This is a genomic window from Streptomyces sp. TN58 (assembly GCF_001941845.1).
Classification (GTDB): domain Bacteria; phylum Actinomycetota; class Actinomycetes; order Streptomycetales; family Streptomycetaceae; genus Streptomyces.
Map to the genome: position 1 here is coordinate 6,650,659 of NZ_CP018870.1, position 24,065 is coordinate 6,674,723.

At 68.9% G+C, this 24,065-nt stretch carries 19 protein-coding genes and 2 pseudogenes; 4 read left to right on the plus strand and 17 right to left on the minus strand.

Annotation, left to right across the window (positions count from 1 at the left end; all coding sequences use genetic code 11):
* Nucleotides 1–48 precede the first annotated feature (48 nt).
* Nucleotides 49–750 (plus strand): hypothetical protein, encoded by a 702-nt coding sequence (locus BSL84_RS30035; protein WP_159393590.1) that lies wholly within the window; start codon nt 49–51, stop codon nt 748–750.
* Nucleotides 751–1,172: 422 nt separating this feature from the next.
* Here BSL84_RS30035 and BSL84_RS30040 read toward each other — a convergent pair whose 3' ends face one another.
* Nucleotides 1,173–1,529, minus strand: coding sequence for a hypothetical protein (locus BSL84_RS30040; RefSeq protein ID WP_234363555.1), 357 nt, complete (start codon nt 1,527–1,529; stop codon nt 1,173–1,175).
* A gap of 332 nt (nt 1,530–1,861) precedes the next feature.
* Nucleotides 1,862–2,626, minus strand: a pseudogene (locus tag BSL84_RS30045) (NAD-binding protein); the annotation flags it as partial.
* A gap of 268 nt (nt 2,627–2,894) precedes the next feature.
* Between BSL84_RS30045 and BSL84_RS30050 the strand changes: the two are divergent.
* Entirely contained in the window at nt 2,895–3,965 is a 1,071-nt protein-coding gene (locus BSL84_RS30050; protein ID WP_075971602.1) for a PucR family transcriptional regulator, read from the plus strand.
* 226 nt (nt 3,966–4,191) lie between these two features.
* Here the strand turns inward: BSL84_RS30050 and nhaA are convergent, their stop codons facing one another.
* The 7 genes and pseudogenes from nhaA to BSL84_RS30085 all read right to left on the minus strand — a co-directional run bounded on the left by nhaA (nt 4,192) and on the right by BSL84_RS30085 (nt 12,490).
* Complete coding sequence (gene nhaA / locus BSL84_RS30055; protein WP_234363557.1) at nt 4,192–5,601, minus strand: Na+/H+ antiporter NhaA; 1,410 nt, start codon at nt 5,599–5,601, stop codon at nt 4,192–4,194.
* A 248-nt stretch (nt 5,602–5,849) separates the two neighbouring features.
* The gene (locus tag BSL84_RS30060) at nt 5,850–7,391 is read right to left on the minus strand and encodes an alanine/glycine:cation symporter family protein (protein WP_075971603.1); all 1,542 of its coding nucleotides are present in this window, start codon (nt 7,389–7,391) and stop codon (nt 5,850–5,852) included.
* Nucleotides 7,392–8,053: 662 nt separating this feature from the next.
* Nucleotides 8,054–8,314: a hypothetical protein gene (locus tag BSL84_RS37685; RefSeq protein WP_075971604.1), complete on the minus strand. Its 261-nt coding sequence runs from the start codon at nt 8,312–8,314 to the stop codon at nt 8,054–8,056.
* Between the two features lie 583 nt (nt 8,315–8,897).
* Nucleotides 8,898–9,415 (minus strand): annotated as a pseudogene (locus BSL84_RS30070) (SPFH domain-containing protein); the annotation flags it as partial.
* A gap of 255 nt (nt 9,416–9,670) precedes the next feature.
* Nucleotides 9,671–10,150: a CBS domain-containing protein gene (locus tag BSL84_RS30075; protein WP_075972308.1), complete on the minus strand. Its 480-nt coding sequence runs from the start codon at nt 10,148–10,150 to the stop codon at nt 9,671–9,673.
* The gene (locus tag BSL84_RS30080) at nt 10,137–11,378 is read right to left on the minus strand and encodes a cation:proton antiporter (RefSeq protein ID WP_075971605.1); all 1,242 of its coding nucleotides are present in this window, start codon (nt 11,376–11,378) and stop codon (nt 10,137–10,139) included. Before BSL84_RS30080 ends, BSL84_RS30075 begins: the two co-directional genes overlap by 14 nt.
* Before the next feature lie 605 nt (nt 11,379–11,983).
* Complete coding sequence (locus tag BSL84_RS30085; RefSeq protein ID WP_075971606.1) at nt 11,984–12,490, minus strand: nitroreductase family deazaflavin-dependent oxidoreductase; 507 nt, start codon at nt 12,488–12,490, stop codon at nt 11,984–11,986.
* Between the two features lie 211 nt (nt 12,491–12,701).
* Between BSL84_RS30085 and BSL84_RS30090 the strand changes: the two genes are divergently transcribed.
* Together BSL84_RS30090 and BSL84_RS30095 are read left to right on the plus strand one after the other, a co-directional pair.
* A complete protein-coding gene (locus BSL84_RS30090; RefSeq protein WP_075971607.1) occupies nt 12,702–13,772 on the plus strand; it encodes a PP2C family protein-serine/threonine phosphatase in 1,071 nt (356 codons plus the stop codon).
* 44 nt (nt 13,773–13,816) lie between these two features.
* Nucleotides 13,817–14,344, plus strand: a complete 528-nt coding sequence (locus BSL84_RS30095; RefSeq protein ID WP_075971608.1) for a MarR family winged helix-turn-helix transcriptional regulator — start codon at nt 13,817–13,819, stop codon at nt 14,342–14,344.
* 276 nt (nt 14,345–14,620) lie between these two features.
* On the opposite strand, the gene BSL84_RS30100 is transcribed toward BSL84_RS30095, so the two are convergent.
* The 8 genes from BSL84_RS30100 to ehuC form a co-directional block, all read right to left on the minus strand.
* A complete protein-coding gene (locus BSL84_RS30100; RefSeq protein WP_075972309.1) occupies nt 14,621–15,577 on the minus strand; it encodes an ABC transporter substrate-binding protein in 957 nt (318 codons plus the stop codon).
* Between the two features lie 68 nt (nt 15,578–15,645).
* Nucleotides 15,646–17,637: an ABC transporter permease subunit gene (locus BSL84_RS30105; RefSeq protein WP_234363558.1), complete on the minus strand. Its 1,992-nt coding sequence runs from the start codon at nt 17,635–17,637 to the stop codon at nt 15,646–15,648.
* A complete protein-coding gene (locus BSL84_RS30110) occupies nt 17,634–18,701 on the minus strand; it encodes a quaternary amine ABC transporter ATP-binding protein (protein WP_075971609.1) in 1,068 nt (355 codons plus the stop codon). Before BSL84_RS30110 ends, BSL84_RS30105 begins: the two co-directional genes overlap by 4 nt.
* Nucleotides 18,701–20,239 carry a GMC family oxidoreductase gene (locus BSL84_RS30115; protein ID WP_075971610.1) on the minus strand — a complete coding sequence of 513 codons (1,539 nt, stop codon included), beginning with the start codon at nt 20,237–20,239 and terminating at the stop codon, nt 18,701–18,703. Before BSL84_RS30115 ends, BSL84_RS30110 begins: the two co-directional genes overlap by 1 nt.
* Nucleotides 20,240–20,316: 77 nt before the next feature.
* Nucleotides 20,317–21,819: an aldehyde dehydrogenase family protein gene (locus BSL84_RS30120; protein ID WP_420718796.1), complete on the minus strand. Its 1,503-nt coding sequence runs from the start codon at nt 21,817–21,819 to the stop codon at nt 20,317–20,319.
* Nucleotides 21,820–21,970: 151 nt separating this feature from the next.
* Entirely contained in the window at nt 21,971–22,732 is a 762-nt protein-coding gene (gene ehuA, locus BSL84_RS30125) for an ectoine/hydroxyectoine ABC transporter ATP-binding protein EhuA (RefSeq protein WP_075972311.1), read from the minus strand.
* Nucleotides 22,733–22,754: 22 nt separating this feature from the next.
* Nucleotides 22,755–23,390, minus strand: coding sequence for an ectoine/hydroxyectoine ABC transporter permease subunit EhuD (ehuD, locus tag BSL84_RS30130; protein WP_075971612.1), 636 nt, complete (start codon nt 23,388–23,390; stop codon nt 22,755–22,757).
* Entirely contained in the window at nt 23,390–24,064 is a 675-nt protein-coding gene (gene ehuC, locus BSL84_RS30135) for an ectoine/hydroxyectoine ABC transporter permease subunit EhuC (protein WP_075971613.1), read from the minus strand. Before ehuC ends, ehuD begins: the two co-directional genes overlap by 1 nt.
* Nucleotide 24,065: the final 1 nt, after the last annotated feature.

The following is a 24,065-nucleotide window of genomic DNA, read 5'->3' on the forward strand; positions in this document are numbered from 1 at the left end:
GAAGCCCAAATGAGATGGCTTCTTAGGCGCCTTGGTCGCAGTCTTGACGTGACCGCGCAGAGTCTTGAGGACTTTGAACGTCGCAAGGGCAACGCCGTCGGAAAGTTGACAGATCTGGGATCGCAAGGAGTGGGTGCCCTTCACCTGGAGCGAGAGATCCGTGACTTGTGTCGCGGAGAGGCGGCACTGGACCGGGCCTTCAAGTTCCTCCGCGGAGAAGTTCTGTTCCTTGAGCCCTTCTTGGCGATCAAGCAGCTGATTGATCTCCTGCAGGGCATTGGTCAGCACTGGACTCCGCGAATCCAAGATGATGAAGCCCGGGTCGTCAGGTGGTTGGCAGCCGAAAGTGTCAGCATCCTTACCCTGAAGCTCGTAGCGGCTGCTTCCGCTGCCGTCACCGTCAATCGCGATGACTGGGACGCCCTGGTCTCTGAGCGCCTGGCAGAAGGCGCCGTCCCCATGCGTGAGATGAGGAAAATCTCCGATGCCGTCGACAAATATATGGCCGGAGTGCTGGCCGCCGCGAAGGTGGCGCCCGAAATTCGCACCGAGACTATTGGCGCCTTTCTTCCCGAGCCGCCGCAATATGCAAGTTCGCTCGCCGAGCTCTGCTGGAGGCTCAAGAGTGATGCCCCAGTCGCGCGTGCGCTTCCCCGGCAGCTCGACCTCTTCATGTTCGAGCACCTGGTTAAGTGCAGAGACATTGATCCACTCGTGGCGGGACGTTTGGGGCTAAGGGCTGTCCCGTAATCCCTGGCGGATCAGCGTGCGGTGTCGGATGCGGTGCATCGCAAGGCGGAGGAGCGTCCTCATACTGGGTGTATGCGGGCGCTTCCGACAACGCGGCGAGGCGCCGTAGCCGGCGCCGCGCGCCCGCCGGGGACTACGGGACAGCCCTTAGCGCGCGACTCTTTCGTTCATATGCGTCGGTTGATTGCGGCCTTCCTGCGTGCGTGTGATACAAGTTTTGGTGAACTGGAACACGTCATGACGACCGGGCTGGAATCCGGGAGTGCACCCAGTGTCGTAAATCAGGAAGGTGATTCGGCGTCCTCCGGTTCCCAAATCTCCTGTTCCTCCGGTCCGATGACGGGGAGCCGGGAGTAGCTGTGATCGGCCGCGGTCCCTACCAGGCGCCCGGGGATGTCGCCGGGGACGGTCATCATGGGCCGTTATGGGGCAAGGCCCAGGTGTGCCCGGGCCACACGGCTCACCCGGGGCCCGGAGACACCCGGCTCGGCCTTCGCGTCCGCCTTCTCGATCGCTCGGCGCAGCTGCCTACGGCTTGTCTCGGTCGTGATTCCCAGGCGCACCCCATGGGTGTCGCGCACCACCAGGGCGCGGTGGGCGCCGCCGTACGAAAAGGTCGTCAGGAGCCGGACCGTGCTGATCCGGTTCAGGTCGTCAGACCGTTCGCCAGTCAGGGTGTGTGCGGTCAGACGCGACGACGAGCGTCGGAACGGAGCCCGCTCTTCGCACAGGGTGGGGAGGAGCGCGAAGCCGGCGATTATGGACAGCAGGCCGAGCACGATCGGTGCACCTTCTGGGACTGCTCCCATGCGGGCCAGTCCGTAGCTGCCGAAGGGAAGCAGCAGGAGCGTTACCACCAGGCCCGATCCAATGCGTGCACGGGCGACGCTGCGGGCCGTCGTTGCTTCCACTGAACACCCCCGGTCTCCGTCGGCAGGCGCCGTCGTGCATGCGCGGCAGCTCTTGCCGCATTCCCGGTGTCCATCCCGGGCGGCGGACCGCAGCAAGGACACTCGGGCCGGCCGGCGAGGAAGAGCGGCATCCGTACGGCCAGCGTGGCGGCGAGCCGGGGGAGCAGGTCCGGGCTCGGCTTGGCCACGTGCGCGATGATGCCCCGGCCGGTCGCCGCGGCCACCGCGCTGTCGTCGGGGAGCAGCTGGGGCCCTTCGCTCCCGCTGGCCTCCGAGCCTTCGCTGCCCGCAGGGTCGCTCGCAGTGGAGGACAGCAACGCCAGAGTGCACAGGCCCGGTTCAGCGACCTGTCCCGGGCCGGGCGGTGTGCGTTCCACGGCCCGCAGCAGCAGTCCGTCGGCCTGCACCACCTTGCTGGTCCCCGCGACGGCTGTCGCGGCCAGGGCGGGTGCGGCCGTGTCGGCATCCGACAGGACCGTGGTCGACGAGTCCAGTTCCCGCAGGTCGATACCGGGCTCCGCGACGATCGCCGCCTGGTCCAGCAGCTGTTCCAGGTGCTGGCCCAGCTTGCGGTTGTACAGCCGGATCACCAGCCGCAGCGTGGGGTTGAGGCGACGGGCCACCAGTGCGGCTCGCACGTTGGTCTCGTCGTCCCCGTAGGCGAGTGCGAGGGCGGCGGCACTCACCACGCCTGCAGCGGTCAGCACTTCTTCGTCCGGCTCGGTCGCCTCGAAGAACCGTACGCCCTGCGCGGCCGGGGGGTTGCCCGGGGACGGGATGGGTCGGCTGCGGGCGGCCGGAGCCCAGCCGAGGAGGCGCCGGGCGAACTCGCGCCCCTCTCCGTTGCCGGGGGCGGCCTGTGGGGCACTGCTCGGCGGGGCCACGAGGGTCACGTGCTCGCGGTAAACGCCCTCGAGCTCCGCAGCCAGCCGGTGAGCCAGCCCGTCGTCGCCGCAGACCACCATCCGCTGTGCGGGCTCCGGCTGTTGGCCGTTGGGAGAGATCGACACGGCCCTACCCCTCTCGTGGTCATGGCCGCCGCGGCTGATGGCTACAGGCGCATCTGCACGTGGTACTCGGCGGTGAGCCCGCCCTTCAAGGAGTGATCCTGCCCGCCTTCGTCGCAGCGTGCATTGCCGATTTCCGGCAGCCTTTACGCGCTCTTGATGCCGGTCGTGGTGGAACGGAACCGGCATGGCACCCTTAGGCGGAGTCAAGAGCACGTCCAGACTCATGGGGGAGCGAACGGTGGAGCGGACGGCCGCGGAGGAGTATCTGGCGGGATACGGAAAGATCCTTCTGGACGCCTGTGCCAGCGGCCGTCGGCTCACCCGGGACGAGATCGAAGCGCGGCGGTCCGAGGGCGTTCAGGCGGCCGAAGCCGGCCTTGCGCTACGAGAGCTCGTCCGGGCCCACCTCGCCGAGGCGCGAGCGGTTCAGGGGGAGCTGCCGACGAGGAGTCGCGATCAGTTGCTGGCCACCGTCGAGCAGGCCGTCGACGCGTTCGCGGAGGGCCATGAGCGGGCGCAGAGGCTGGCGGTGCGACAAGAGGAAGCCGCTCGGCGTGAGTTCATCGACGACCTCCTGTACGGCGGCAGCGACTTGGGCCGCCTCGCCGAACGTGCTGAGAGGTTCGGGCTGCGGTTGTCACAGTCCCACGCGGTGGCGGTGGCCATCGGCCCGGAACCGTACGGTGACGGCTACCCGGTCGCGCGCGGCATCGAAATGGCCGTCCTGGCCCGGTTCGGCGACCAGAGCACGCTCCTCACCACCAAGGATGGACGCCTCATCTGCGTGGCGCCGGGAGACAAGCCGGATGTACTGACGTTCTTCGCCAAGCAGGCGTATGCCGCGACCGACGGTGGCCGCGTTGCCGTCGGCCGCTCCCATCCAGGACCCGGTGGCGTCGTCCACTCCTACCAAGAGGCGCTGAACGCACTCGACTTGGCGGACCGCATGGGATTGGACGACCCGGTGCTGCATGCCGCCGACTTGTTGGTCTACCCAGTGCTGGCACGGGACCGGCAGGCCATGGCCGACCTGGTGGAGAGCACGCTCGGCCCGCTTCAGCAGGCCCGGGGAGGTGCGCAACCCCTGATCGATACCCTCACCGCCTACTTCGACAGCGGCTGCGTAGCGGTGGAGGCGGCCCGAAGGCTCTCCCTCAGCGTGCGAGCCCTGACGTACCGTCTGGAGCGCATCCAGAGCCTGACGCAGATCGACCCCGGAGAGCCGTCCCACCGCTACACCCTTCAGACGGCGGTCATCGGCGCCAGGTTGCTGGGGTGGCCGACGAAGGAATGATGGAGGTCCTTCGAGACGGTCGTGCTCCAGCCGGCCGGCGGGCCCCGTGAGGTGGTGCGCCTGGTCGTTGCGGAACTGCTGAGGCTGGACAGCTGGTTCACTCCCGGCCTGCGCCTGGTGGCGGCACACCTCCCTCGTCCGGTCAGGGAACGTCCTGTCAACCACCGCCGCGAGCACGGTCAACGCGGTGGCCTGGGGGGAAGGACGGTTCCCCGCGCACAAAACCTCATTGCCCGGCTCCGGCAATGGTGGAACCCGAAGACCGACAGCACCGCCCCTTCGCCGACCAGCCGCGCCGTCGATTGAGTGACCAGGCCGCACCGTGATCCGGCGACCGCCGTAGGGGCCCCTTGCTCGCAGCACACGTAGCCCGGTACCGCTTGCACGTCTCGCAGGAGCCAGACCCATGACATGGCAGTGGAGCGGTCTTGCCTCGCAAGCGCGTTGACGGGTGCAGTACAGCTGCCAGGACGGCGGCGGTGACGGAGGCGATGAGGACGGCCGCCTTGACGTGCTCCCCTACGGCTGCGCCGGGGAAGGCGAGCTCGCCGATGAGGAGGGCGACGGTGAAGCCGATGCCGGCCAGGACGGACAGCCCGAGGACGTCGGCCCAGGCGAGGTCGGGGTTGAGCTCGGCTTTGGTGAAGCGGGCGGCGAGGTAGGTGCCGAGGAAGATGCCGACGACCTTGCCGACGAGGAGTCCGATGACGACGCCGAGCGGTTCGGGGGTGGTGAACACCTCTGCCAGAGCGAGTCCGGAGATGCTGACGCCCGCCGCGAAGAGGGCGAAGAGCGGCACCGCGACACCGGCGGAGAAGGGGTGCATCAGGTGCGAGACCCGGGATGCGGGGGAGGCGGTCTCGCCCTTGTCCGTGGTGGTGCGCAGGATGAGTCCGATGGCGACGCCGGCGACGGTGGCGTGCACGCCACCGTTGTACATGAGGGCCCAGATCGCGACGCCGAGGGGCACGTACCACCACCAGCCGCGGACGCGGTAGCGCTGGAGGAGGTAGAAGACGGCGAGGCCGGCGAAGGCTCTGCCGAGCGCCCAGAGGTTCAGGTCGGAGGTGAAGAAGATCGCGATGATGAGGATGGCGCCGAGGTCGTCGACCACGGCGAGGGTGAGCAGGAAGGCGCGCAGCGCGGCTGGCAGGTGCGTGGAGATCACGGCGAGCACGGCGAGCGCGAAAGCGATGTCGGTGGCCATGGGGACGGCCCAGCCGTCGAGGCTGCCGCCGCCGGCCCAGGCGGTTGCGGCGTAGAGCGCGGCGGGCACGGCCATGCCGCAGATGGCGGTGATGACCGGGAGGGCGGCCGTGGCGGGGGTGCGCAGCTCGCCGACGACCAGTTCGCGTTTGAGTTCGATCCCGGCGACGAGGAAGAAGATCGCGAGGAGGCCGTCGGCGGTCCAGTGCCCCACGGAGAGGTCCAGGCCGAGGGCGGGTATGCCGAAGTGGAAGTCGCGTATCGCCTCATAGGCGCCGCTGAACGGGGTGTTGGCCCAGATCAACGCGATCACGGCGGCGGCGAGGAGGACCAGGCCGCCTACGGTCTCGGTGCGCAGGGCGGAGGCGATGGCCTGCCGCTCGGGCCACGGCATGAGGCCGAAGATGATACGTGGGCGCTGGTTGCTCATGCGGGAGGCCTTCCGGGGGCGTCGGCTGGAAATGGGCACACGGCCCCAAGGACGCCGACCAGACTTCCCGGCACACCGCGCGTCGCGGGCAGCCAGCTGCCCCTTGACGCGTTCTTTACACCCTGTCCCGGGTCGCCGGATCCCACCAGAGGGGTTCTCACCTGCTGAAATGCAGATGAGCGGGCTCGTACACACCAAGGCGCAAGGTGTGTACGAGCCCGCCCAGGAACCGGGCCGCCGGGGGGCGGTCAGACGGTGGTCTTCACCGGCTCCTGGTCGGTGTCCTCGTCGTCGTCCGTCGCGATGCCGGCGTCGCGGCGGCGGACGTAGTCGAGGAAGGAGTTCAGCTCCCGCTTGACGACGGGGGCCAGCAGGTACAGGCCGATGATGTTGATGACGGCGAGCATGAAGAGCACCGCGTCCGCCATGTCGATCAGGGTCTGCAGGGTCAGCAGGGAACCGGCCACCGCCACGAGCGTGTACATGACCTTGAAGGTGAGCTCACTGGCCCTGCTGCGGCCGAAGAGGTGGGTCCAGGCCTTCATGCAGTAGTAGCCCCAGGTCAGCACCGTGGAGATGGCGAACAGCATGACCGCGATGGTCAGGATGTACGGGAACCAGGGCAGGACGGTGGCGAAGGCGTCGGAGGTGATGGTGACGCCGCCGATGGACTCGCCCTTGCGGGCCTCGCCCCAGCTGGCCGGGTTGGCGATCACGATCGTCAGCGCGGTCATCGTGCAGATGATCACGGTGTCGATGAACGGCTCCAGCAGGGCGACGAGGCCTTCGCTGGCGGGGTGCTTGGTCTTGACCGCGGAGTGGGCGATCGGGGCGGAGCCGAGACCGGCCTCGTTGGAGAACGCGGCCCGCTTGAAGCCGATGATCAGCGCACCGAGGACACCGCCGGCGACGCCCTGCGGGTTGAAGGCGCCCTCGATGATCGTGGAGATCGCGGCCGGGACGGCGGTGACGTTGACCAGGATCACGACGAGGCAGGCGGCGATGTAGATGCCGGCCATCGCGGGGACCAGCTTGCTGGTGACGGAGGCGATGGAGCGGATGCCGCCGAGGAGCACGATGCCGACGAGGGCGGCGATCAGGATGCCGAAGAACAGGGCGCCGGCGGAGGAGCCGAGCATGCCGGACTCGCCGCCGGTGACCGATACCAGCTGGGCGTAGGACTGGTTGACCTGGAAGAGGTTGCCGCCGAAGAGGCCGAAGAACAGGACGAACGTGGAGGCGAGGACGGCGAGGACCTTGCCGAGCGTCTTGCCGCGGGAGCCGAAGCGGTCGGCGAGGCCCTTGGGCAGGTAGTGCATCGGGCCGCCGGAGACGGTCCCGTCGGCGTGCACCTCGCGGTACTTCACACCGAGCGTCACCTCGACGAACTTCGTCGCCATGCCGAGCAGGCCGCAGAGGATCATCCAGAAGGTGGCGCCGGGGCCGCCGATGGAGACGGCGACGGCGACACCGGCGATGTTGCCGAGCCCGACCGTGCCCGATACCGCGGCGGTCAGAGCCTGGAAGTGGTTGACCTCACCGGCCGACCCCTTCTCGTCGTACTTGCCGCGGACCACGTTCACCGCGAGTCGGAACTTGCGTATCTGCACGCCCCCGAACCAGAGGGTGAAGACGATACCCGCGACGACCAGCCAGGCGACGATCAGCGGAATCTGGGTTCCCCCGACGGGGACGGAGTAGAAGACGACCTCGCCGAGCCATGTGGCGATGGGCTCGAAGAAGCCGCTGACGGCATCGTCGATGGAGCTGGTGATGGTGTCGAGTGACATCAGGTTTTACCTCGATGGCGCAGGACCGACGCAGTGCGGTGCGTCGGTGACAAGTGCGGGCTTGGCGCGAACGCCGTTGTCCGATCGGCGACCCTGATCGTCTCGATCCGCGGGCTCGGATCGAAGCTTCCCTGGTCGGGCAAAGCCGGTTGGGTGTGCTGGCGCTCCGTCATCTGGCGAGTGCACCAAAACGGAGTTGCGTATTCCTAGCACACTCTTTACGGAATCTTTAGTGATGCAGATCACTATCGCGGGGGAGGGGTGCCCGAACGCCTGGGCCGGTGATGCGATCGTTATCCGGATCTGTGGTTCTCCTGAGCGGACGCCGGTGCGGGGTGAAGGCTCTCCGGAGGCCGGCGACGGGCTGAGGGGACGAGGACGGGTAGGGGATCCGCATGAAATGGCTGGTCACCTTGGGCGGGCGCGAGCCTCGTGCTATTGGTCCTGCGGGACGTGTTCCACACCCTGTGGCACCCCACGCGCCACGGCGGTCTCAGCCGTCTGGGCATGACAATCCTGTGGAGGCTGGCCTCTTTCCTGCCCTGCGCCGCCGGGCCTCAGGGCTGGCGGGCCCCTCGCCATGGTGGTCGTGGTCGCGGTCTGGGCCCTCGCGGCGGTCCTGGGATGGATGCTCATCTACTGGCCATACATGCCGCAGGCATTCACCTACGCCCCCGGCCGGAGGCGAAGTATGTCTGGATCTCGTCGGAGCTGTCCAGCGCCGTCACCCGGCGGGAGACCATCTCCAGCACACGGCGCGCGGAGTCGGCGAGGGCCTCGGCACGCCGGGCGCGGGCGTCCTGGAGCGTCTGCCGACGGGCGGAGAACGCGTCGTGGACCTCGGCCCGCTTCCCGGCGATCTCGCTCAGGATCCCGTCGTGCTCCGCGTAGCGCGCCTCCAGGTTCTCCAACCGAAGCAGCAAACGGGCAAGGTTGGGACGCGCACTCCTCGGGGGTGTCGGCCGCCGCGAGGGCACCGGTGACGGCTTGGCCCAGCAGCGCGAACTCCGCCGTGAACCCGGCGCGCCCTTCGATGTCGAGCAGTTCCCGGCGGCGGGCCGCGAGCGCAGCGAGGGCCCGGTTCACTGCGGCGAGCACCTCGGAGATGCGCGCCAGGATGGCGGTGCGGACGGTCGCGTCGCCGATGTCCAGGTCGGCGACCACCTCGGCGAGGGTCTGCAGCCCGAAGCTCCGCTCCTCCAGACGTTCCCGGAGTGGGGCGGTCTCGGCGACGGTGGGGATCACCTCGGCGTCGGAGGCAAGCTGTTCGGCCTCGTCCACATGCGCGTCGAAGACGTCCTCACGCGAGAGGAAGGCCACGGCGCGTGGTCCGGCAGCGGCGATGTCCGATGCCACGTCCCGGCTCAGGGCTTGGACGGCCGCGGTGTCGGCGTACCGCATCTCCGCGAGCGTGAGCAGGTGTCCATGGGCTCGGCGCAGCTCGGCGATGCACTCGATCCACTCCTCGGCAGTGGCCGGCGACTTCGCCCAGCCAGGGAGCCGCCACGAATTCCGCCTGCTTCTCGCCTTCGGCGTGAGGATCTGGGACTGGCGCTGCCCCTCGGCTCGGAGAATGACGGCCCGCTTGTCCCGCTCGGCCCGCATCTGCTTTTCCATCGCGTCCTTGATGGACTGCGGCGGGTAGAGGGCCTTGATCTCCACCCGGTTGACCCTCAGCCCCCACTTGCCGGTGGCGTCGTTGAGCACGCCGCGAAGCTGGTTGTTGATGGTGTCCCGTGAGGTTAGCCTCTTCTCCAGGTCCATGGATCAGACCACGTTGCGCAGTGTGGTGACCGTCAGTTGTTCCACGGCTTGGAGGAAGCTGGCGATCTCGTACGCGGCCGCACGCGGATCCGTGACCTGGAAGTAGAGGACGGTGTCGATCTCGACGACCAGGTTGTCCTCGGTGATGCCCGGCTGGGGCTCTGACGAGACGAGCTGCTCGCGCAGGTCGATCACCGGGTACACCCGGTCGATGTAGGGGATGACGACATTCAGACGGGCTGCAGGGTGCGGTGGTCTCGAAGCCGGGCCTACGGATTGCGGATGCTTGTGCGGGGAAGGGCACGGCAATGGCGTTGATCGGGCTCGGTTTCACAGCCGTAGGTATCGTGCTCCTCGTCCGTGCCTGACTTCCGATCGGACCGAAAGCCGCTCCAGCACAGTGGTGCACCAGCCTGTGCTGACGCAGCCTCCCCGTGAACACCCCGATCACCGTGATCACACACTGCTCTCGCAGTCGGCAGGAGAGCCCTGCTGCTACGGACGGCTTGTCCGCCTCAACGGCGGTCCGCGGAATCCGACGGCGTGATCAGGTACCGCATGACCGCGGTGGCGGATACCACCCCGAGCATCCTGGCCTCGTTGTCGTCGACCTGTTCCACAACGGGCACGAGCGGGATCCGCCTGCGAGCCATGACGGCGGCGATCTGGGCGGCGGTTGCGTCAGGTCCCATACACCGCGGGCCGAATCCGCGACGTGGCAGCCAGTCCCCGACGGTCTGCTCCTCGAGTGTGGCGGCCAGCCGTTCCGACGGCTCCTCCTGAAGGACGGCCGCGCGCAGCGGGTCGTCCAGAGCCGGTTCTGGCACGAGCTGCCGCACGAGCTGGGAGACAGGAACCACGGCGTACGGCATCCCGTGCCCATCGACTACGAGCAGCGCCGGGAGACTGTGCTCGGTCAGTAGCCGAATCGCGGCGTTGGTGCTTTCGTCCGTCGTGACGGACGGGTAAGGGGCAGCGAGTTCACGCGCGGACACGAGGGGCCTCCTGGCCATCGGCGGGCGCTCCGGTCGGCGCGCCGCCGGGGATTCCCGCGATGTCCTCGACGTGGAAGAGCCGGGCCACGGGGACGTCGGTGCTGCTGTGAGCGATGATCGAGAAGGCGATGCACACCGCGATGAGTGTGTACGCCTGTTCGCCCTGGGGGATGCCAGCCTGGAGGACGAGCAGCCCGTACACGACCGAGGCGAAGCCCTTAGGGCCGAACCAGGCGGCGACCAGCTTCTCCCGGCGCTCCAGCCGCGTACCGAGCAGTGACAGGAGGAGCGAGGCCGGCCGGATCAGGAAGATCGCCAACAGTACGGCTACGTATCCGCCCACGGACAGGTCGCCGAACAACTGCGGGGTCAGCAGGGCGCCGAAGACCAACAGCGCCGCGAACTTCGCCAGTTCTGCCAGCGACTCGCCCAAGGGTTCGAAGGCGGCCTTGGGTTCCGGCGAGACCGTCGCGAGAACCGCGCCGGCGGAGAAGGCCGCGAGGTAGGGGTTGGCGTGAGTGAGGTGACAGAGCCCGTAGAGGATGATGCCGGTGGCGAGCGGCAGCAGCGGTTGCAGCTTCGGCTCGGCGCCCAGCAACCGGAGCCGGAGGAGGCCGGCCACGAGCAGCGGCAGGAGGACTCCGAACCCGAGACCGAGGCCCAGCTCCAGGCCGATCATGCCGATGGACGCCTCGGAGTGGGCGGCCGTCGGTCCGGCCGCGGCGATGAGGACCAGGACGACGGGCAGAGCCAACCCGTCGTTGATCCCGCTTTCGACATTCAGCAGTTGCCGGAGCTTGGTCGGAACTTCCTTCCGCCCCACGATGGCAGAGGCGAAGACCGGGTCGGTGGGTGCCAGCACGGCGCCCACCAGGAACGAGGTCGTCCAGTCCATGCCTGCGACGTAATGGGTCACCAGCGCCATGCCGACCATCGCAAGGGGCATGCCCAGGCCGAGCGCACGGGCCGGGTTCTTCCAGTTCTCCCGGAGTTTGGGGAATGAGACGTGCATGCCGTCGGTGAACAGCACGGCGAACAGCGCCAAGTCGGCCGTGACAGCGACTATTTCACTGTCGGCGGTGATGTGCACCAGGCCGAGGAACCCGTCACTGACCAGTGCTCCGCCCAACAGGAAGAGAAGCGAAGTGGAAAGTACGGTTCGGGCGGCGAGCCCGGACAGCAGCACCGCCACAAGCAGTGCCACGCCGAATACGGCAACAAGAACCATGGCAGAAGCCCCCTGGTCTTCGAAGAGAGTTGTCCCCTGATCGCCGACCAGACTTCCCGGCACGCCGTGCGTTACTTTATACGACTCTTACGAGTCCTTGGCGAGATCCTGACGGCAGTCCCGGACCGGAATCGTTGCCGGACTCCGGCAGGCTGACGAATGGATGACGCTGCCTATCGTGGGCAGTCTCATCGGAGAGGTGCCTATGAACCGAATCCCTGCCCGCCTCGCCCTCTCCGTGGTGAGGCGTCTCCTGCGTCCCCCGGCCGGCGCCGAGCCCACCGCGCGCGCTGCGTGAGCGTGAGCGGCCGGCGGCCCGGCCGCATGCCTCCGCGGCTTCGCACCTGGCAGGCGGCCGGTGACCGCGAGGACCCGCACGCGTCTGCGTGCCTGGTTGGGCAGAAATGCCGCCGAATTCCGCGTGGGGGTACTGCTCGTGGCCATGGGCGCCCCTGTGTCCATGTCGGGAGCCGTGCTGTACGTCCTGCCAGGACCCGGCTTTCCCGTGCTCGTGATCGGGCTGGCCTGCCTGGTCACGGGGCTTGTCATGGTGGGAGCAAACGCCTCGCGGCGCGGCCGCCGCTGATCTTGTGTGAGGGGTGGCCCTATCCGATCCGGCGCGGTGGCACCTCCTCCAGCCGCACGAACGGGATCTCGGTCCCAGTGCGGCGGAAGGCTGCATCGGTGCCGTCCACGTCGAAGGCCAGGTATCGGCACAGGGCCAGGGCGGCACGCGGGTGCCGCGCCGCGTACGCCGCCATGATCGAGGCCCCGTCATCAGGGGACAGGAAGTACGCGTTGACCGGATGGAACGTCCGGCCGACCTGCATGGTCACCTTTGGGATGTGCCGGAGGTTCCGGTACCACTGCGCACGCACACCGAAGCCCGATGCGACCGTCCACGTGCCGCGCCCAGGATCGTGGGCCACGACTTCCAGGCACACCTCACGTGTTTCCCCGGACACCAGACCGGTGTGCTGGAGCAAGAGCAGCCGCTTGCCGAAGACGGGGCCCAGCCCGATACGGAAGAGGAGGAGCGGGAGCCGGGCGATGCGTCGCGTCCACCCGGTCGGCGGAGCCGGATGCTCCCGGAGCCGGGGCGGCCGTCTCATCCGGAACCTCCTCGGGTGCGCGGAGAGCGTGGGGCGCCCGCAGCGGGTAGATAACACTTCAGCCGGGAAGTGCTTTGGGCACAGAACTTTTGCATAGGCTAAACCTGGCAGGTGGCGGGGGGCTCTTCAACCTTTCACGAGGTGTCGGTCAACGATCAACGGCGTTCCCCCTTCTTCATCGCCCAGTTCGTACAAGGCACCGGAGCGCGTCATGGATCCCGAAAAGTCACCCTCGGCAACCGCCGGAAACACGCTGCGGGTGCTGCCGTACGCCGTCATGGGGGTCGTTGCCGTGACCGACGTGACGGCGGGTCCCGGCGTCGGCCTCCTTCCCCTGGTCTCGTTGGGGCCCGCCTTCGCCGGCCTGGCCGGGTCATGGCGCCGCACCGCGGCGGTCGGAGTGCTCGCCCTCGTCCTGTGTCTGGCGCTCGGTCTGTACGACGACCTCTTCGACAACCGGCGCGGCTACACGGCGATGGCCGCGGTCGCGGGCGTGACCGTGGCCGGCGTGGCCGCGGCGGTGATGCGCCGACGCAGGGAGGATGAGCTCGCCAGCGTCCGTTCGATCGCGGAAGTCGCCCAACGCGTCCTGCTGCGGCCCGTGCCCCGGCTGGCCGGACATGTGCGCGCGGCGGTGTCGTACACCTCCGCGGTCGCGGAAGCGCGGATCGGCGGGGACCTGTACGAGGTGGTGCAGGTGGCCGGCGGCGTGCGGGTGATCATCGGCGATGTGCAGGGCAAGGGTTTGGAGGCGGTGGAGACGGCCGCGACCGTGCTCGGGGCCTTTCGGGAGGCCGCGTACAACGAGCGGGACCTGTCCGCCGTCGGTGACCGTGTCGCGTGCGCCGTCCGCCGTACCGTTGAGAAGGAGGGCGATGGTGAGAGGTTCGTCACCGCCTTGCTGGCCGAGATCACGGAAGACCGGGGGACGGTGTTCGTGAACTACGGTCACGCCCCGGCCCTGGTGATCCGCCATGACGGGGGAACCTTCTTCGCCGATCCACCGGAGCACGCCCTGCCTCTGGGCCTCACCGGTGACGGCGAACGGCCGACGCCCTACCAGGTCGGTTTCGGCCCCGGAGATCAGATCCTGCTCTACACCGATGGAGTCACGGAGGCTCGTGGGCCGAGCGGTGACTTCTACCCGCTGCGAGAGCGGACAGGACTGCTGGCGGGCAGTGACCCGCAGGAAGCGCTGGACGCCCTGCGCGCGGACGTCGTGTCCCATGCCCGTGGCCCTCTGCACGATGACGCCGCCATGCTGCTCCTGCGCTGCCGGTAGTGGGGCGCCCGTGGGAGTGCGGCCGCGGAGCGGTACAAAGAGGTATGACCGATCACCCGCGGCGCGCTGCCACCAGTCCTGACAAGCACGATGTCGACGATGTCACCCGCGCTGTACTGACCGCGTCCAGGTTGCTCGTCGCGGTGTCGGCACGGTCGCTGGCGGCCATGGAGGACAAGGTCACGGTTCCCCAGTTCCGTATGCTCGTCGTCCTCGCCACCCGGGGGGCGACGAAGCTCGTCGTCCTCGCGGACCAGCTCGGTGTGAGCCCGTCGACGGCCATGCGGATGATCGACCGACTGATCGCCGCCGGCCTGGCCGATCGCCGGCACAACCCCGAAAACCGCCGGGAGACGCTGTTGACCGTCACGGACGGCGGGCGGCGGCTCGTCGAGGACGTGACCGCCCGCCGCCGGGCCGAGATCGCGGTGATCGTCGGGCGGATGGAGCCGGCCCAGCGCTCGGCTCTTGTGACGGCGCTGACCGCGTTCAACGAAGCCGGGGGCGAGCCGCCCGTGACCCATCCGGATGTCCTTCCACACCCTCTCGGCTGGACCGACCCCCCTCGCTGACCGGGCGAGCGCCTTGCGCGGAGGCCCTCCGCGCCTGCGTCCTCAGCCGAACCAGGTATGGGTGGACAGCTCGGGGTTCAGTCCGTGGGCGGCCCGCCCGAGCGCTCGAAGAGGGCTGCGGCCGGCCTTCCCGCGGCACTCGCACTCACCGTGGTCAGCGGCGTCACGAAGGTTTGCCGGACGGTACGCCGCCGCAGGTGACCAGGTCAGCCGCCGACGGGCCAGGCGGAGGGCGGAGCGGCCTGGCCGTGCGCGGCGGCACCGCCCTCCTGCGGGTTACTTCTTGGGGAGCCAAGCCTTCCAGACGAACTCGTTCTCCTTGACCCACTTCTCGGCAGCCTTCTCGGGGGTCATCTTGTCCGCCGCCACGTACTTGGCGACGAGGTTCTGCTGCTCGGTGGTCCACCGGAAGTTCTTCAGGAACTTCGCCGCGTCGCTGTCCTTCGACGAGAAGTCCGCGTTCATCCATTTCTTGAGCGGCACGTCGGGATAGGCGCAGGCGACGGAGTCCTTGTCCGCGTCACAGCCCTCCTTGTACTCGGGCAGCTTCACCTCGACCAGGTCCAAGGTCGCGTTCATCCACTGCGGGGTCCACCAGTAGGTGAGGAAGGGCTTCTTGTTCTTGTACAGCTGCTCCAGCTGCGCCAGGTGCGTCGCTTCGGCCCCGGCCTCGATCGGCTTGTAGTTGAGGCCGAGGTTCTTGATCAGCGCGTCGTCGTACGAGACGTAGGACGGGTCGCCCTTGATGAACTGGCCCTGGTCGCCGCTCTCCGGGGTCTTGAAGAGGTCGGCGTACTTGTTCAGGTTCTTGGAGTCGGTGATGTCGGGGTGTTCGTCCGCGACGTACTTCGGCACGAACCAGCCGATGTGGCCCGTGACGCCGAGGTCGCCGGCCGCGACCACGCTCTTGTTCCCCTCGACGTAGCGCTTCTCCTCCTGGGGGTGGCCCCAGTCCTCCAGGATGGCGTCGATCTTGCCCTGGCTCATCGCGTCCCAGGCCGGGGTCTCGTCCATCTGCTTCGTCTTGACCGTGTACCCGAGCTCGTGCTCCAGCAGGTAGGCCGCGACGGCTGTGTTGACCTCGGCGCCCACCCAGGACGGGGTGTGCAGGTTGACGACCTTGGCGCTGTCGCCGGTGTCGGCCGCGCCGCACGCGTTGATCGTGAGCAGAGCGAGCACGCCCGCCGCCGCGATGCCCGTTCGAACGGCTCGGGTGCGTGTACGGGGGTTCATGGTCATGATGAAGTGCCTTTCGCGGGGGAGGAGATAAGAAGGCGGGAGGTTGGGGAGAGGTCCGTGTCTCACCGGTCGGCGGCAGCGGGCTTTTGCGCCGGCGACGGAGCCGGCTGGGTGAGTTTGTCGAGCATCAGGCCCAGGCAGACGATGCCCGCGCCCGCGACCAGGCCGGTTCCGAGTTCGCCCGCAGTCAGGCCCTTGACCACGTCGAAGCCGAGGGCTCCGCCGCCGACCAGGCCGCCGATGACGACGACGGCGAGGACGAGTACGACGCCCTGGTTGGCGGCGACGAGGAGGGCGGGGCGTGCCAGCGGCCACTGCACCTGGCGGATCTGCTGCCAGGTGGTGGCCCCCAGCGAGCGCGACGCCTCCATGGCGGCCGGGTCGACCTGCTTCAGGCCCTGGGTGGTGATGCGCACTACCGCCGGCAACGCGTAGACGGCAGCCGCGGTGATCGCAGCGACCCGGCCGGCGTTGAAGAGCTGCACCACCGGAATGAGGTAGATGAACTGGGGCAGGGTCTGCATGGCGTCGAACACCGGGCGCAGCAGACGTTCGGCCCAGTTCACCCGGGCGGTGAGCACACCGAGAGTGAAGCCCAGAAGCAAGGTGAGCGCGACGGCGACGAGGACCTGGGACAGGGTGTAAAGGGACTTGCTCCAGATGCCGAGCGTTCCGACGCAGGCCAGTGCCAGGACGGAGGTGAGCGCACCGCGCCAGGTTCCCACCAGCCAGGCGACGGCGCCCGCCAGCATCAGGACCGACCACCAGGGCAACGCCTGGAGGCCGTCATTGAGCGGGTTGAGCACCCAGGTGGTGAAGGTGCCCGCCCAGACGTCCGTACCGCCGAGGATAGGCACGTCCTGGTAGAAGGAGCCGACCACCCAGTCAATGAAGGTGTTGAGTGGGGCGGCGAAGTCCACGGTCAGGCCCGCGGGCCAGCTCCACGCCGTGAACTGTCCCAGCGCCACGCCCACCGCGCTCACCGCGAGGGCGATCCCTGCCGACCGTCGCCCGGGCCCGGCGCCGGTGCGTGCTCCGGCCGCGGCAGTCGTACGGTCCAGCCACACGGCGATCAGCACGATCGCGAGGCCTGCCGTGAGGCCCTGCCCGAAGTCGCGGGTCTTGAGGGCCTGGTAGATGCTCTCGCCGAGACCACCCGCGCCGACGACGGAGGCGATGACCACCATCGACAGAGCCATCATGATGGTCTGGTTGAGGCCGAGCAGCAGCTGGGGGCGGGCCAGCGGCAGCCGCGCGGTGCGCAGCCGCTGCCAGCACGTCGAGCCGAGGGAGCGGGACGCCTCCAGCACCGATGCGTCGGCGCCCCGCAGTCCGAGGGAGGTCATGCGGACCATCGGCGGCGCCGCGTACACGACCGTCGTGATCAGCGCGGAGGGAGTGCCGATGCCGAAGACCAGGACGAGCGGCAGCAAGTACGCGAACGACGGCAGGACCTGCATGGTGTCCAGCACGGGACGCAGGACTCGCTGGGCGGTGTCGGACAGTCCGGCGGCGAGGCCGAGGAGCAGTCCGAGTGCCGTGGCCGCAGCCACGGACACCAGCATCAGGGCGAGGGTTTCCGCGGCCTGGTCCCAGAGACCCAGCAGCCCGCAGCCGGCCAGCGCACCGAAGGCCACGCCTGCGTGCCGCAGTCCCTTGCGGCCCGCACCTGACGCGTACCAGGCGAGCGCAGCGGCGGGAACCAGTACCCCGGCCCAGCCCGCCGAGGCCAGCAGCCCGTGCACCCAGTCCACCGAGTCGGTGGCCGTGTTCGACAGGTGCAGCAGGAAGTAGAGGAACACCGGATGGGTGTCCCGGTTGTCCACCACCCAGTCGGCGATCGAGTCCAGGGTGGGCACGAGGTCGACGCGCAGGGCCTGGGGCCATCCGGCGTCGCCGAACAGTGCGGCGGCCGGCAGGAACAGGGCGAGGGCCAGGAGCACCGTCGGGGCGGAAGGGGGTGAGGGCCGCCGGACCGGCCGGTGCGGCGGTGCGTCCTGCCGGAGCCGGGGGTGGTCGTCCTCCACCGGCGGGGCGGGTGCCGTGGTGCTCACGCCGTCACCACGTCCGCGTCGGCGGCCGGCGGTTCGCAACCGGCGACGACCGCGAGGAGCGCCGCGTGGTCGACGACGCCGAGGAGGAGTCCGTCAGCCATGACGCGGGCCGGTACACCGTCCCGTGCGACGGCCGCGATGCCGTCCGCCACGATGGCGTCCGGAGCGAGCACGGCACCCGTGCCGGCCTCGTCGGCCCGGGCCGGGCGCATGGCCCGCGCGACGGTGACGACCTGCTCGCGCGGGACGTCGCGGACGAAATCCCGCACGTAGTCGTCGGCGGGCCGGGTCACGATCTCCTCGGGCGTGCCCAGCTGCACGATGGCACCGTCACGCATGAGCGCGATCCGGTCGCCGAGTCTGAGGGCCTCGGAGAGGTCGTGGGTGATGAAGACCATCGTCCGCCCCTCTTCCCGGTGCAGGCGGACGACCTCCTCCTGCATGTCGCGCCGGATGAGGGGGTCGAGGGCGCTGAACGGCTCGTCGAACAGCAGTACTTCCGGATCAGCCGCGAGGGCGCGGGCCAGCCCGACACGCTGCTGCTGGCCACCGGAGAGCTGGTCCGGGCGGCGGCTCTCCAGGCCGGTGAGGCCCACCTTTTCGATGACCTCCAGCGCCCGGGCGCGGCGCCGGTCCTTGGCCATGCCCTGGATCTCCAGTCCGTAGGCGACGTTGTCGACGACGGAACGGTGCGGAAGGAGGCCGAAGTGCTGGAAGACCATCGAGGCCCGGTGCCTGCGCAGCTCGCGCAGCCGGCCTGCGTCCATGGCCAGGACGTCCTCGCCGTCGATGGCGAGCGAGCCGCTGGTGGGCTCGATGAGCCGGGTCAGGCAGCGCACCAGGGTGGACTTGCCCGAGCCCGACAGGCCCATCACCACGAAGACCTCGCCCTTGCGGACGTCGAACGACACGTCGCGGACGGCGGGTGTGCATCCGGTGCGCGAGCGGATCTCGTGGGTGGAAAGCCCCGTGTACCGGCGATCGCCCGGGATTCGCTCGGCCTTCGGGCCGAACACCTTCCACAGGCTCCGTACGGAGAAGACGGGTTCGGTGGTGGCGTTCATCAGGCGCCACCGCCCGGTACGGAGGCCGACACAAGGATGTCGGCGCACTTCTCTCCGACCATGAGAACGCCGATCATCGGGTTCACGGCGGGAATCGTGGGGAAGACGGAAGCGTCCGCGATGCGGATGCCCTCCAGGCCCCGAACGGTCAGATCCGGCGTCACCACGGCGAGCTCGTCGTCCTGCGCGCCGATCCGGCAGGTGCCGGCGGGGTGGTAGACGGTGTGCGCGACCTTTCGTGCGTACTCGCTCAGGTCCTCGTCGCCGGTCACCTCCGGGCCGGGGCAGACCTCCCGGACGAGCCAGGAGGCGAGCGGTTCCGCCTTGGCCACCTCGCGGGCGATCCTTATGCCGTCGACGAGGGTCCGCCCGTCGTGATCGTCCTCGTCCGTGAAGTACCGGAAGTCCAAGGCGGGCTTGACTTCCGGATCCGGGCTCGTCAGGTAGAGCCTGCCCCGGCTGCGGGGCTTGGGGACGTTGGGTGTCATCGACACCCCGTGCCGGGGCCGTTCGTACCCGAGCCGCTCCGGATTGTCGGTGAAGGGGATCTGGTAGAAGTGGAACATCAGGTCGGGGCCCGGTGACCGTGGGTCGCGTCGCACGAACAGGCCCGCGTCGCTGTCCATCGCGGAGTTGTCGGGTATCGGCCCGTGCGTCTCCCAGACGATGACGGACTCCGGGTGGTCGAGCAGGTTCTCGCCGACTCCGGGGAGGTCGTGGAGGACCTCGATACCGAGGGCGGTCAGGTCCTCGCGCGGTCCGATCCCCGAGTGCAGCAGCAGGCGGGGGGTGTCCACAGCCCCGGCACACAGGACGACTTCGCGCCCCGCCCGTACGAGGCACTCCCGGCCGTCCTCGGTACGGACGTGGACCCCGGTCGCCCGCGTCCCCTCGAACTCCAGCCGGTACGCCCAGGTCTCCAGTAGCAGGTGCAGGTTGGGGCGGTCCAGGAAGGGATGCAGATAGGCGACTGAGGCGGACGAGCGTCTGTTCCCCTCAGGCTCGTACGCCAGGTCGAAGAAGCCCGCGCCCTCGTGGAAGGGCTTGGCATTGAATCCTTCGACGAGCGGCACGCCGAGGGCTGTCCGGGCGGAGGCCACGAAGTCGCGGGCGATGGCGTTGCGGTCCTTCTCGGCCACCGGTACGACGTTGTTGCGCAGCTTGCCGAAGTAAGGCTCCATGGAGGCCGCGTCCCAGCCCTCCGCGCCGTGCGCGGCCCACTCGTTCCAGTCCGACGGCAGGGGCTTGAAGGCGATCAGCGTGTTGTGGGAGGAGCAGCCGCCGAGTACCCGGGCACGGCTGTGGCGGATGTGGGAGTTGCCACGGGGCTGCCGCGTGGTCGGGTAGTCGTAGTCGAGTTCGCCTCCGAGGAGGTCCATCCAGCGTCGAAGGGTCAGGACTTCGGGCCGGTCGACATCGGAGGGCCCACCCTCGATGACGGCGACGGTGACGTCCGGGTCCTCGGTCAGGCGGGAGGCGATCACCGACCCGGCGGTTCCCCCGCCGACGATGACGTAGTCGTAGGTGTGGTCAGGCATGGCGTGCTTCTCCAGGTGGCGTGCGTGTCTTCGAGGGCCCGGGCGAGCCGGGTGGCTCCGGTGGCCGGGCGGCGGCGTCATCCCGAGAACCACCTCACGGGGCGCGGCGCGAGGTTCTGGTAGATGTGCTTGGACTCTCGGTACTCGGCGAGCCCCGACGGCCCCAGCTCTCGCCCGATGCCCGACTTCCCGAAGCCGCCCCACTCGGCCTGCGGCAGGTACGGGTGGAAGTCGTTGATCCAGACCGTTCCGTGCCGAAGCTTCCCGGCCACGCGCCGGGCCCGGCCGGCGTCGGCGGTCCACACGGCGCCCGCCAGCCCGTACTCGGTGTCGTTGGCCAAGGACACGGCCTCGTCCTCGGTGCGGAAGGTTTCCACGGTCAGCACAGGTCCGAAGATCTCCTCGCGGACCACGCGCATCCGGCGGTGGCACCGGTCGAGCACCGTCGGCTCGTAGAAGTACCCGCCCTCGGGCCGGACTTCGCTGGGGCGCGGCCGGGCTCCGCCGCTGCGCAGGACCGCGCCGTCGGCCAGCGCCGAGGCGACGTACCCCTCGGTGCGCTCCAGCTGTGCCAGGGAGACGAGCGGTCCGCATTCGACGCCCTTCTCGGTGCCCCGGCCCAGGCGGATGCGGTCCGCGCGTCGGGCGAGTTCTGCGACGAACCGCTCGCGCACCGACTCTTCGATGATGAGGCGGCCGCCCGCGGAACACACCTGCCCGCTGTGGATGAAGGCCGCGTTGAGGGCCTGGTCCACCGCCGTGTCGAAGCCCTCCTGCGTCTCGCAGGCGTCGGCGAAGACCACGTTCGGGTTCTTCCCGCCCAGCTCCAGCGCCACCTTCTTGACACCGGGTGCCGCGGCCTGCGCCACCTTGATGCCACTGGCGAGGCCACCGGTGAACGAGACGAGGTCCACGTCCGGATGCTCGGCCAGGCGCGCGCCCACGTTCTGGCCGGCGCCGGTGACGAGGTTCGCGACGCCGGGCGGGAGTCCCGCCTCCGTCAGCAGGGCGACGAGCGCGACCGTGGTCAGCGGAGTCAGCTCACTCGGTTTGACGACGAAGGTGTTCCCGGCTGCCAGTGCCGGCGCGATCTTCCAGCTTGCCTGCAACAGGGGGTAGTTCCACGGAGTGATCAGTGCGCAGACGCCGACCGGTTCGTGCACGACCACGCTGTGCACCGTCTCCGATCCGGCGTCGACGACGCGCCCTGCGCCTTCCGCGAGCACCAGATCGGCGAAGTAGCGGAAGGCGTCGGCAACGCAGGCGACGTCGATGCGTCCTTCCGTGACGGTCTTGCCCGCGTCCCGGCTCTCCAGCAGGGCCAGTTCCTCGCGGTCCCTGATCAGCAGGGAGGCGACCCGCCGCAACAGCGCGGCCCGCCCGGCGACCGGCGTGTGCGGCCAGGCGCCGCCGTCGAAGGCCGCGCGCGCCGAAGCGACGGCGGCGTCGGCGTCCTCGGCGCGGCCTTCGGCGACCACGGCGAAGGGCAGACCGTCCGCCGGATCGATCACCTCGCGGCTGTCACCCGCGAGGGCGGCCCGCCACGTGCCGGCCGTATGGATCGTTCTTTGTATCGACAAGAGCAAGCAGCCTTCTTTTCCGATCGGTCGGCGCCGGTTCCCCGGCAACCCGGTCTTTTCCCCAGGGTTTGTTCAAGCATGCGTATAGGGTTCGCAAAGTGGGATGTGTCTCAATGTGGACCCGTGTATGCGCGAGTTCGTGTATGGAAGCTCACCGGACCGCACCCAGGAACGTCCTGGTCCGTTCCTTCTCGGGAGCTTCGAAGAGCTGTTCCGGCGGTCCCGATTCCAGGATCCGGCCGTGGTCGAACATGAAGACCCGGTCCGAGACGTCCCGCGCGAATTCCATTTCGTGGGTCACGCACAGCATGGTGATGTCGGTGGTCCGGGCGATGTCCCTCAGGACGTCCAGGACCCCGGCCACCAACTCGGGGTCCAACGCCGAGGTGACCTCGTCCAGCAGCAGGATGTCCGGCCGCATGGCCAGGGCGCGGGCGATGGCGACCCGCTGCTGCTGGCCGCCCGAGAGCCGCGTGGGGTGTGCGACGAGCTTGTCGTGGAGTCCCACCAGATCCAGTAGCTCCCGCGCCCGCTCCGCCGCCTCGTCCCGGCTCAGGCCCAGTACGTGGACGGGCGCTTCCATGACGTTCTCCAGCACCTTCATGTGCGGGAAGAGGTTGAACTGCTGGAAGACCATGCCGATGCGCCGTCGCGTTCCGGCGAGGTGTTTCTCGTCCGCCGGTACGAGGGATCCGTCCCTGGCCGCCGGCATGTGGGAGAAGGGCTTTCCGTCGACGTGGATGGTGCCTTCGGTGACCCGCTCAAGTGTCATGAGGAGGCGCAGGATGGTGGTCTTGCCCGAGCCGCTGGGCCCGATCAAGGTCACCCGCTCGCCTCGGCCGACCCGCAGGTCGAGCCCGTCCAGCACCGTGTGGTCGCCGAAGCGCTTGACCACTCCCTCGAAGCGGACCATCTCCGAACCCGCGGTCCCGGTCTCACTGGGCAAGGCGCTTCTCCAGTCGTCTCATCAATACGGAGGTGGGATAGCTCGCGGCCAGGAAGACGAGGGCGGCCAAGGTGAAGGCTTCGAGGTAGGCGAAGTGGACGCTGCCGTACTCGTTCGCCCGGTGGACCATCTCCTGTACGGCGATCACCGAGAGGAACGGGGTCTCCTTGAACATGGAGATCACGTAGTTGCCCAGGGCGGGCAGCACGTTGCGCACCGCTTGCGGGAGCACCACGGCCCACCACACCCGCCGCCGCGGCAGCGAGAGGGCGAGGCAGGCCTCCCACTGTCCCTTGGGCACCGCGTCGATGCCCGCGCGGTACACCTCGCAGGTGTACGTCGCGTAGTGGATACCCAGCACGGCGATGCCCAGCGTCAGCGCGTCCAGCCCCGGTACGAGCACCCACGCGGCGAACAACTGGATCATCACCGGGGTGGACCGGACGAAATCGGCGGCCGCGCGCAGCGGAAGGGCGAGCCAGCGCGTCGGCGTACGCAGGAGCACTGCGATCAACAGCCCCAGCACCGTCGCCACGACGGACCCGAGCACGGTCGCGAGCAGGGTGATCCCGAAACCGCTCATGACCACGGGCAGACCCTCGCGGGCCGTCTCCCAGGACCACATCAGGAAGCCTCCGCGTCCTGGCCCAGCCGGGTCTTCGCCGCCGACTCCGTCGCGCGCATCAGGGAATTCATCCCGGCGGCGATGGCGTAGTAGATCACCAGGATCGCGAGGTACGCCTCGGCAGTGCTGCCGGTGAGCGACCTCAGCTGGTCCATCTGGAAGGTGAGGTCGGCGATGGTGATGAGGGACAGCAGCGGCGTGGCCTTCAGGAGCTGGATGAGGAGGTTGCCGAACGGCGGGATCATCTGCACCCAGGCCTGCGGCAGGATGACCCGCCTCATACGCAGCCGCGGACTCATCCCCAGTGCGACCGCCGCTTCCCACTGGGCTCGTGGGACCGCGTTCAGCGCTCCGCGGACCACTTCGGATCCGTAGGCCAAGTTCAGGCCGAACGCGACGACGGCGCAGGCCATGGGCTCCAGTCGGAAGCCGAGCACGGGAAGGGCGAAGAACAGCCAGAACAGCTGCACGTACAGAGATGTGCCCCGGAAGAACTCGACGGCGAACCGGGCGGGCCCCCGTACGAGCAGTCGCGACGAGCGCGTCATCAGTCCGAAGGCGAAGGCCACTGCCAGAGCCACGGCCGCGCTGAGCGCGGTGGCCTGGAGGGTCACCACCACACCCCGGCCGACGCTGGGCAGGGAACGGGCGAATTCCGTGAAGAAATCAGTCACC

Coding starts and splice junctions, on each gene's coding strand:
- BSL84_RS30060 (WP_075971603.1), bottom strand. CDS start 7,391: ATGTCACTCGACACCATCACCAGCTCCATCGACGATGCCGTCAGCGGC.
- BSL84_RS30080 (WP_075971605.1), bottom strand. CDS start 11,378: ATGGTTCTTGTTGCCGTATTCGGCGTGGCACTGCTTGTGGCGGTGCTG.
- BSL84_RS30090 (WP_075971607.1), top strand. CDS start 12,702: ATGGATCCCGAAAAGTCACCCTCGGCAACCGCCGGAAACACGCTGCGG.
- ehuD (WP_075971612.1), bottom strand. CDS start 23,390: ATGTGGTCCTGGGAGACGGCCCGCGAGGGTCTGCCCGTGGTCATGAGC.
- nhaA (WP_234363557.1), bottom strand. CDS start 5,601: ATGAGCAACCAGCGCCCACGTATCATCTTCGGCCTCATGCCGTGGCCC.
- BSL84_RS30095 (WP_075971608.1), top strand. CDS start 13,817: ATGACCGATCACCCGCGGCGCGCTGCCACCAGTCCTGACAAGCACGAT.
- BSL84_RS30100 (WP_075972309.1), bottom strand. CDS start 15,577: ATGAACCCCCGTACACGCACCCGAGCCGTTCGAACGGGCATCGCGGCG.
- BSL84_RS30050 (WP_075971602.1), top strand. CDS start 2,895: ATGGGGGAGCGAACGGTGGAGCGGACGGCCGCGGAGGAGTATCTGGCG.
- BSL84_RS30085 (WP_075971606.1), bottom strand. CDS start 12,490: ATGAGACGGCCGCCCCGGCTCCGGGAGCATCCGGCTCCGCCGACCGGG.
- BSL84_RS30110 (WP_075971609.1), bottom strand. CDS start 18,701: ATGAACGCCACCACCGAACCCGTCTTCTCCGTACGGAGCCTGTGGAAG.
- ehuA (WP_075972311.1), bottom strand. CDS start 22,732: ATGGTCCGCTTCGAGGGAGTGGTCAAGCGCTTCGGCGACCACACGGTG.
- BSL84_RS30115 (WP_075971610.1), bottom strand. CDS start 20,239: ATGCCTGACCACACCTACGACTACGTCATCGTCGGCGGGGGAACCGCC.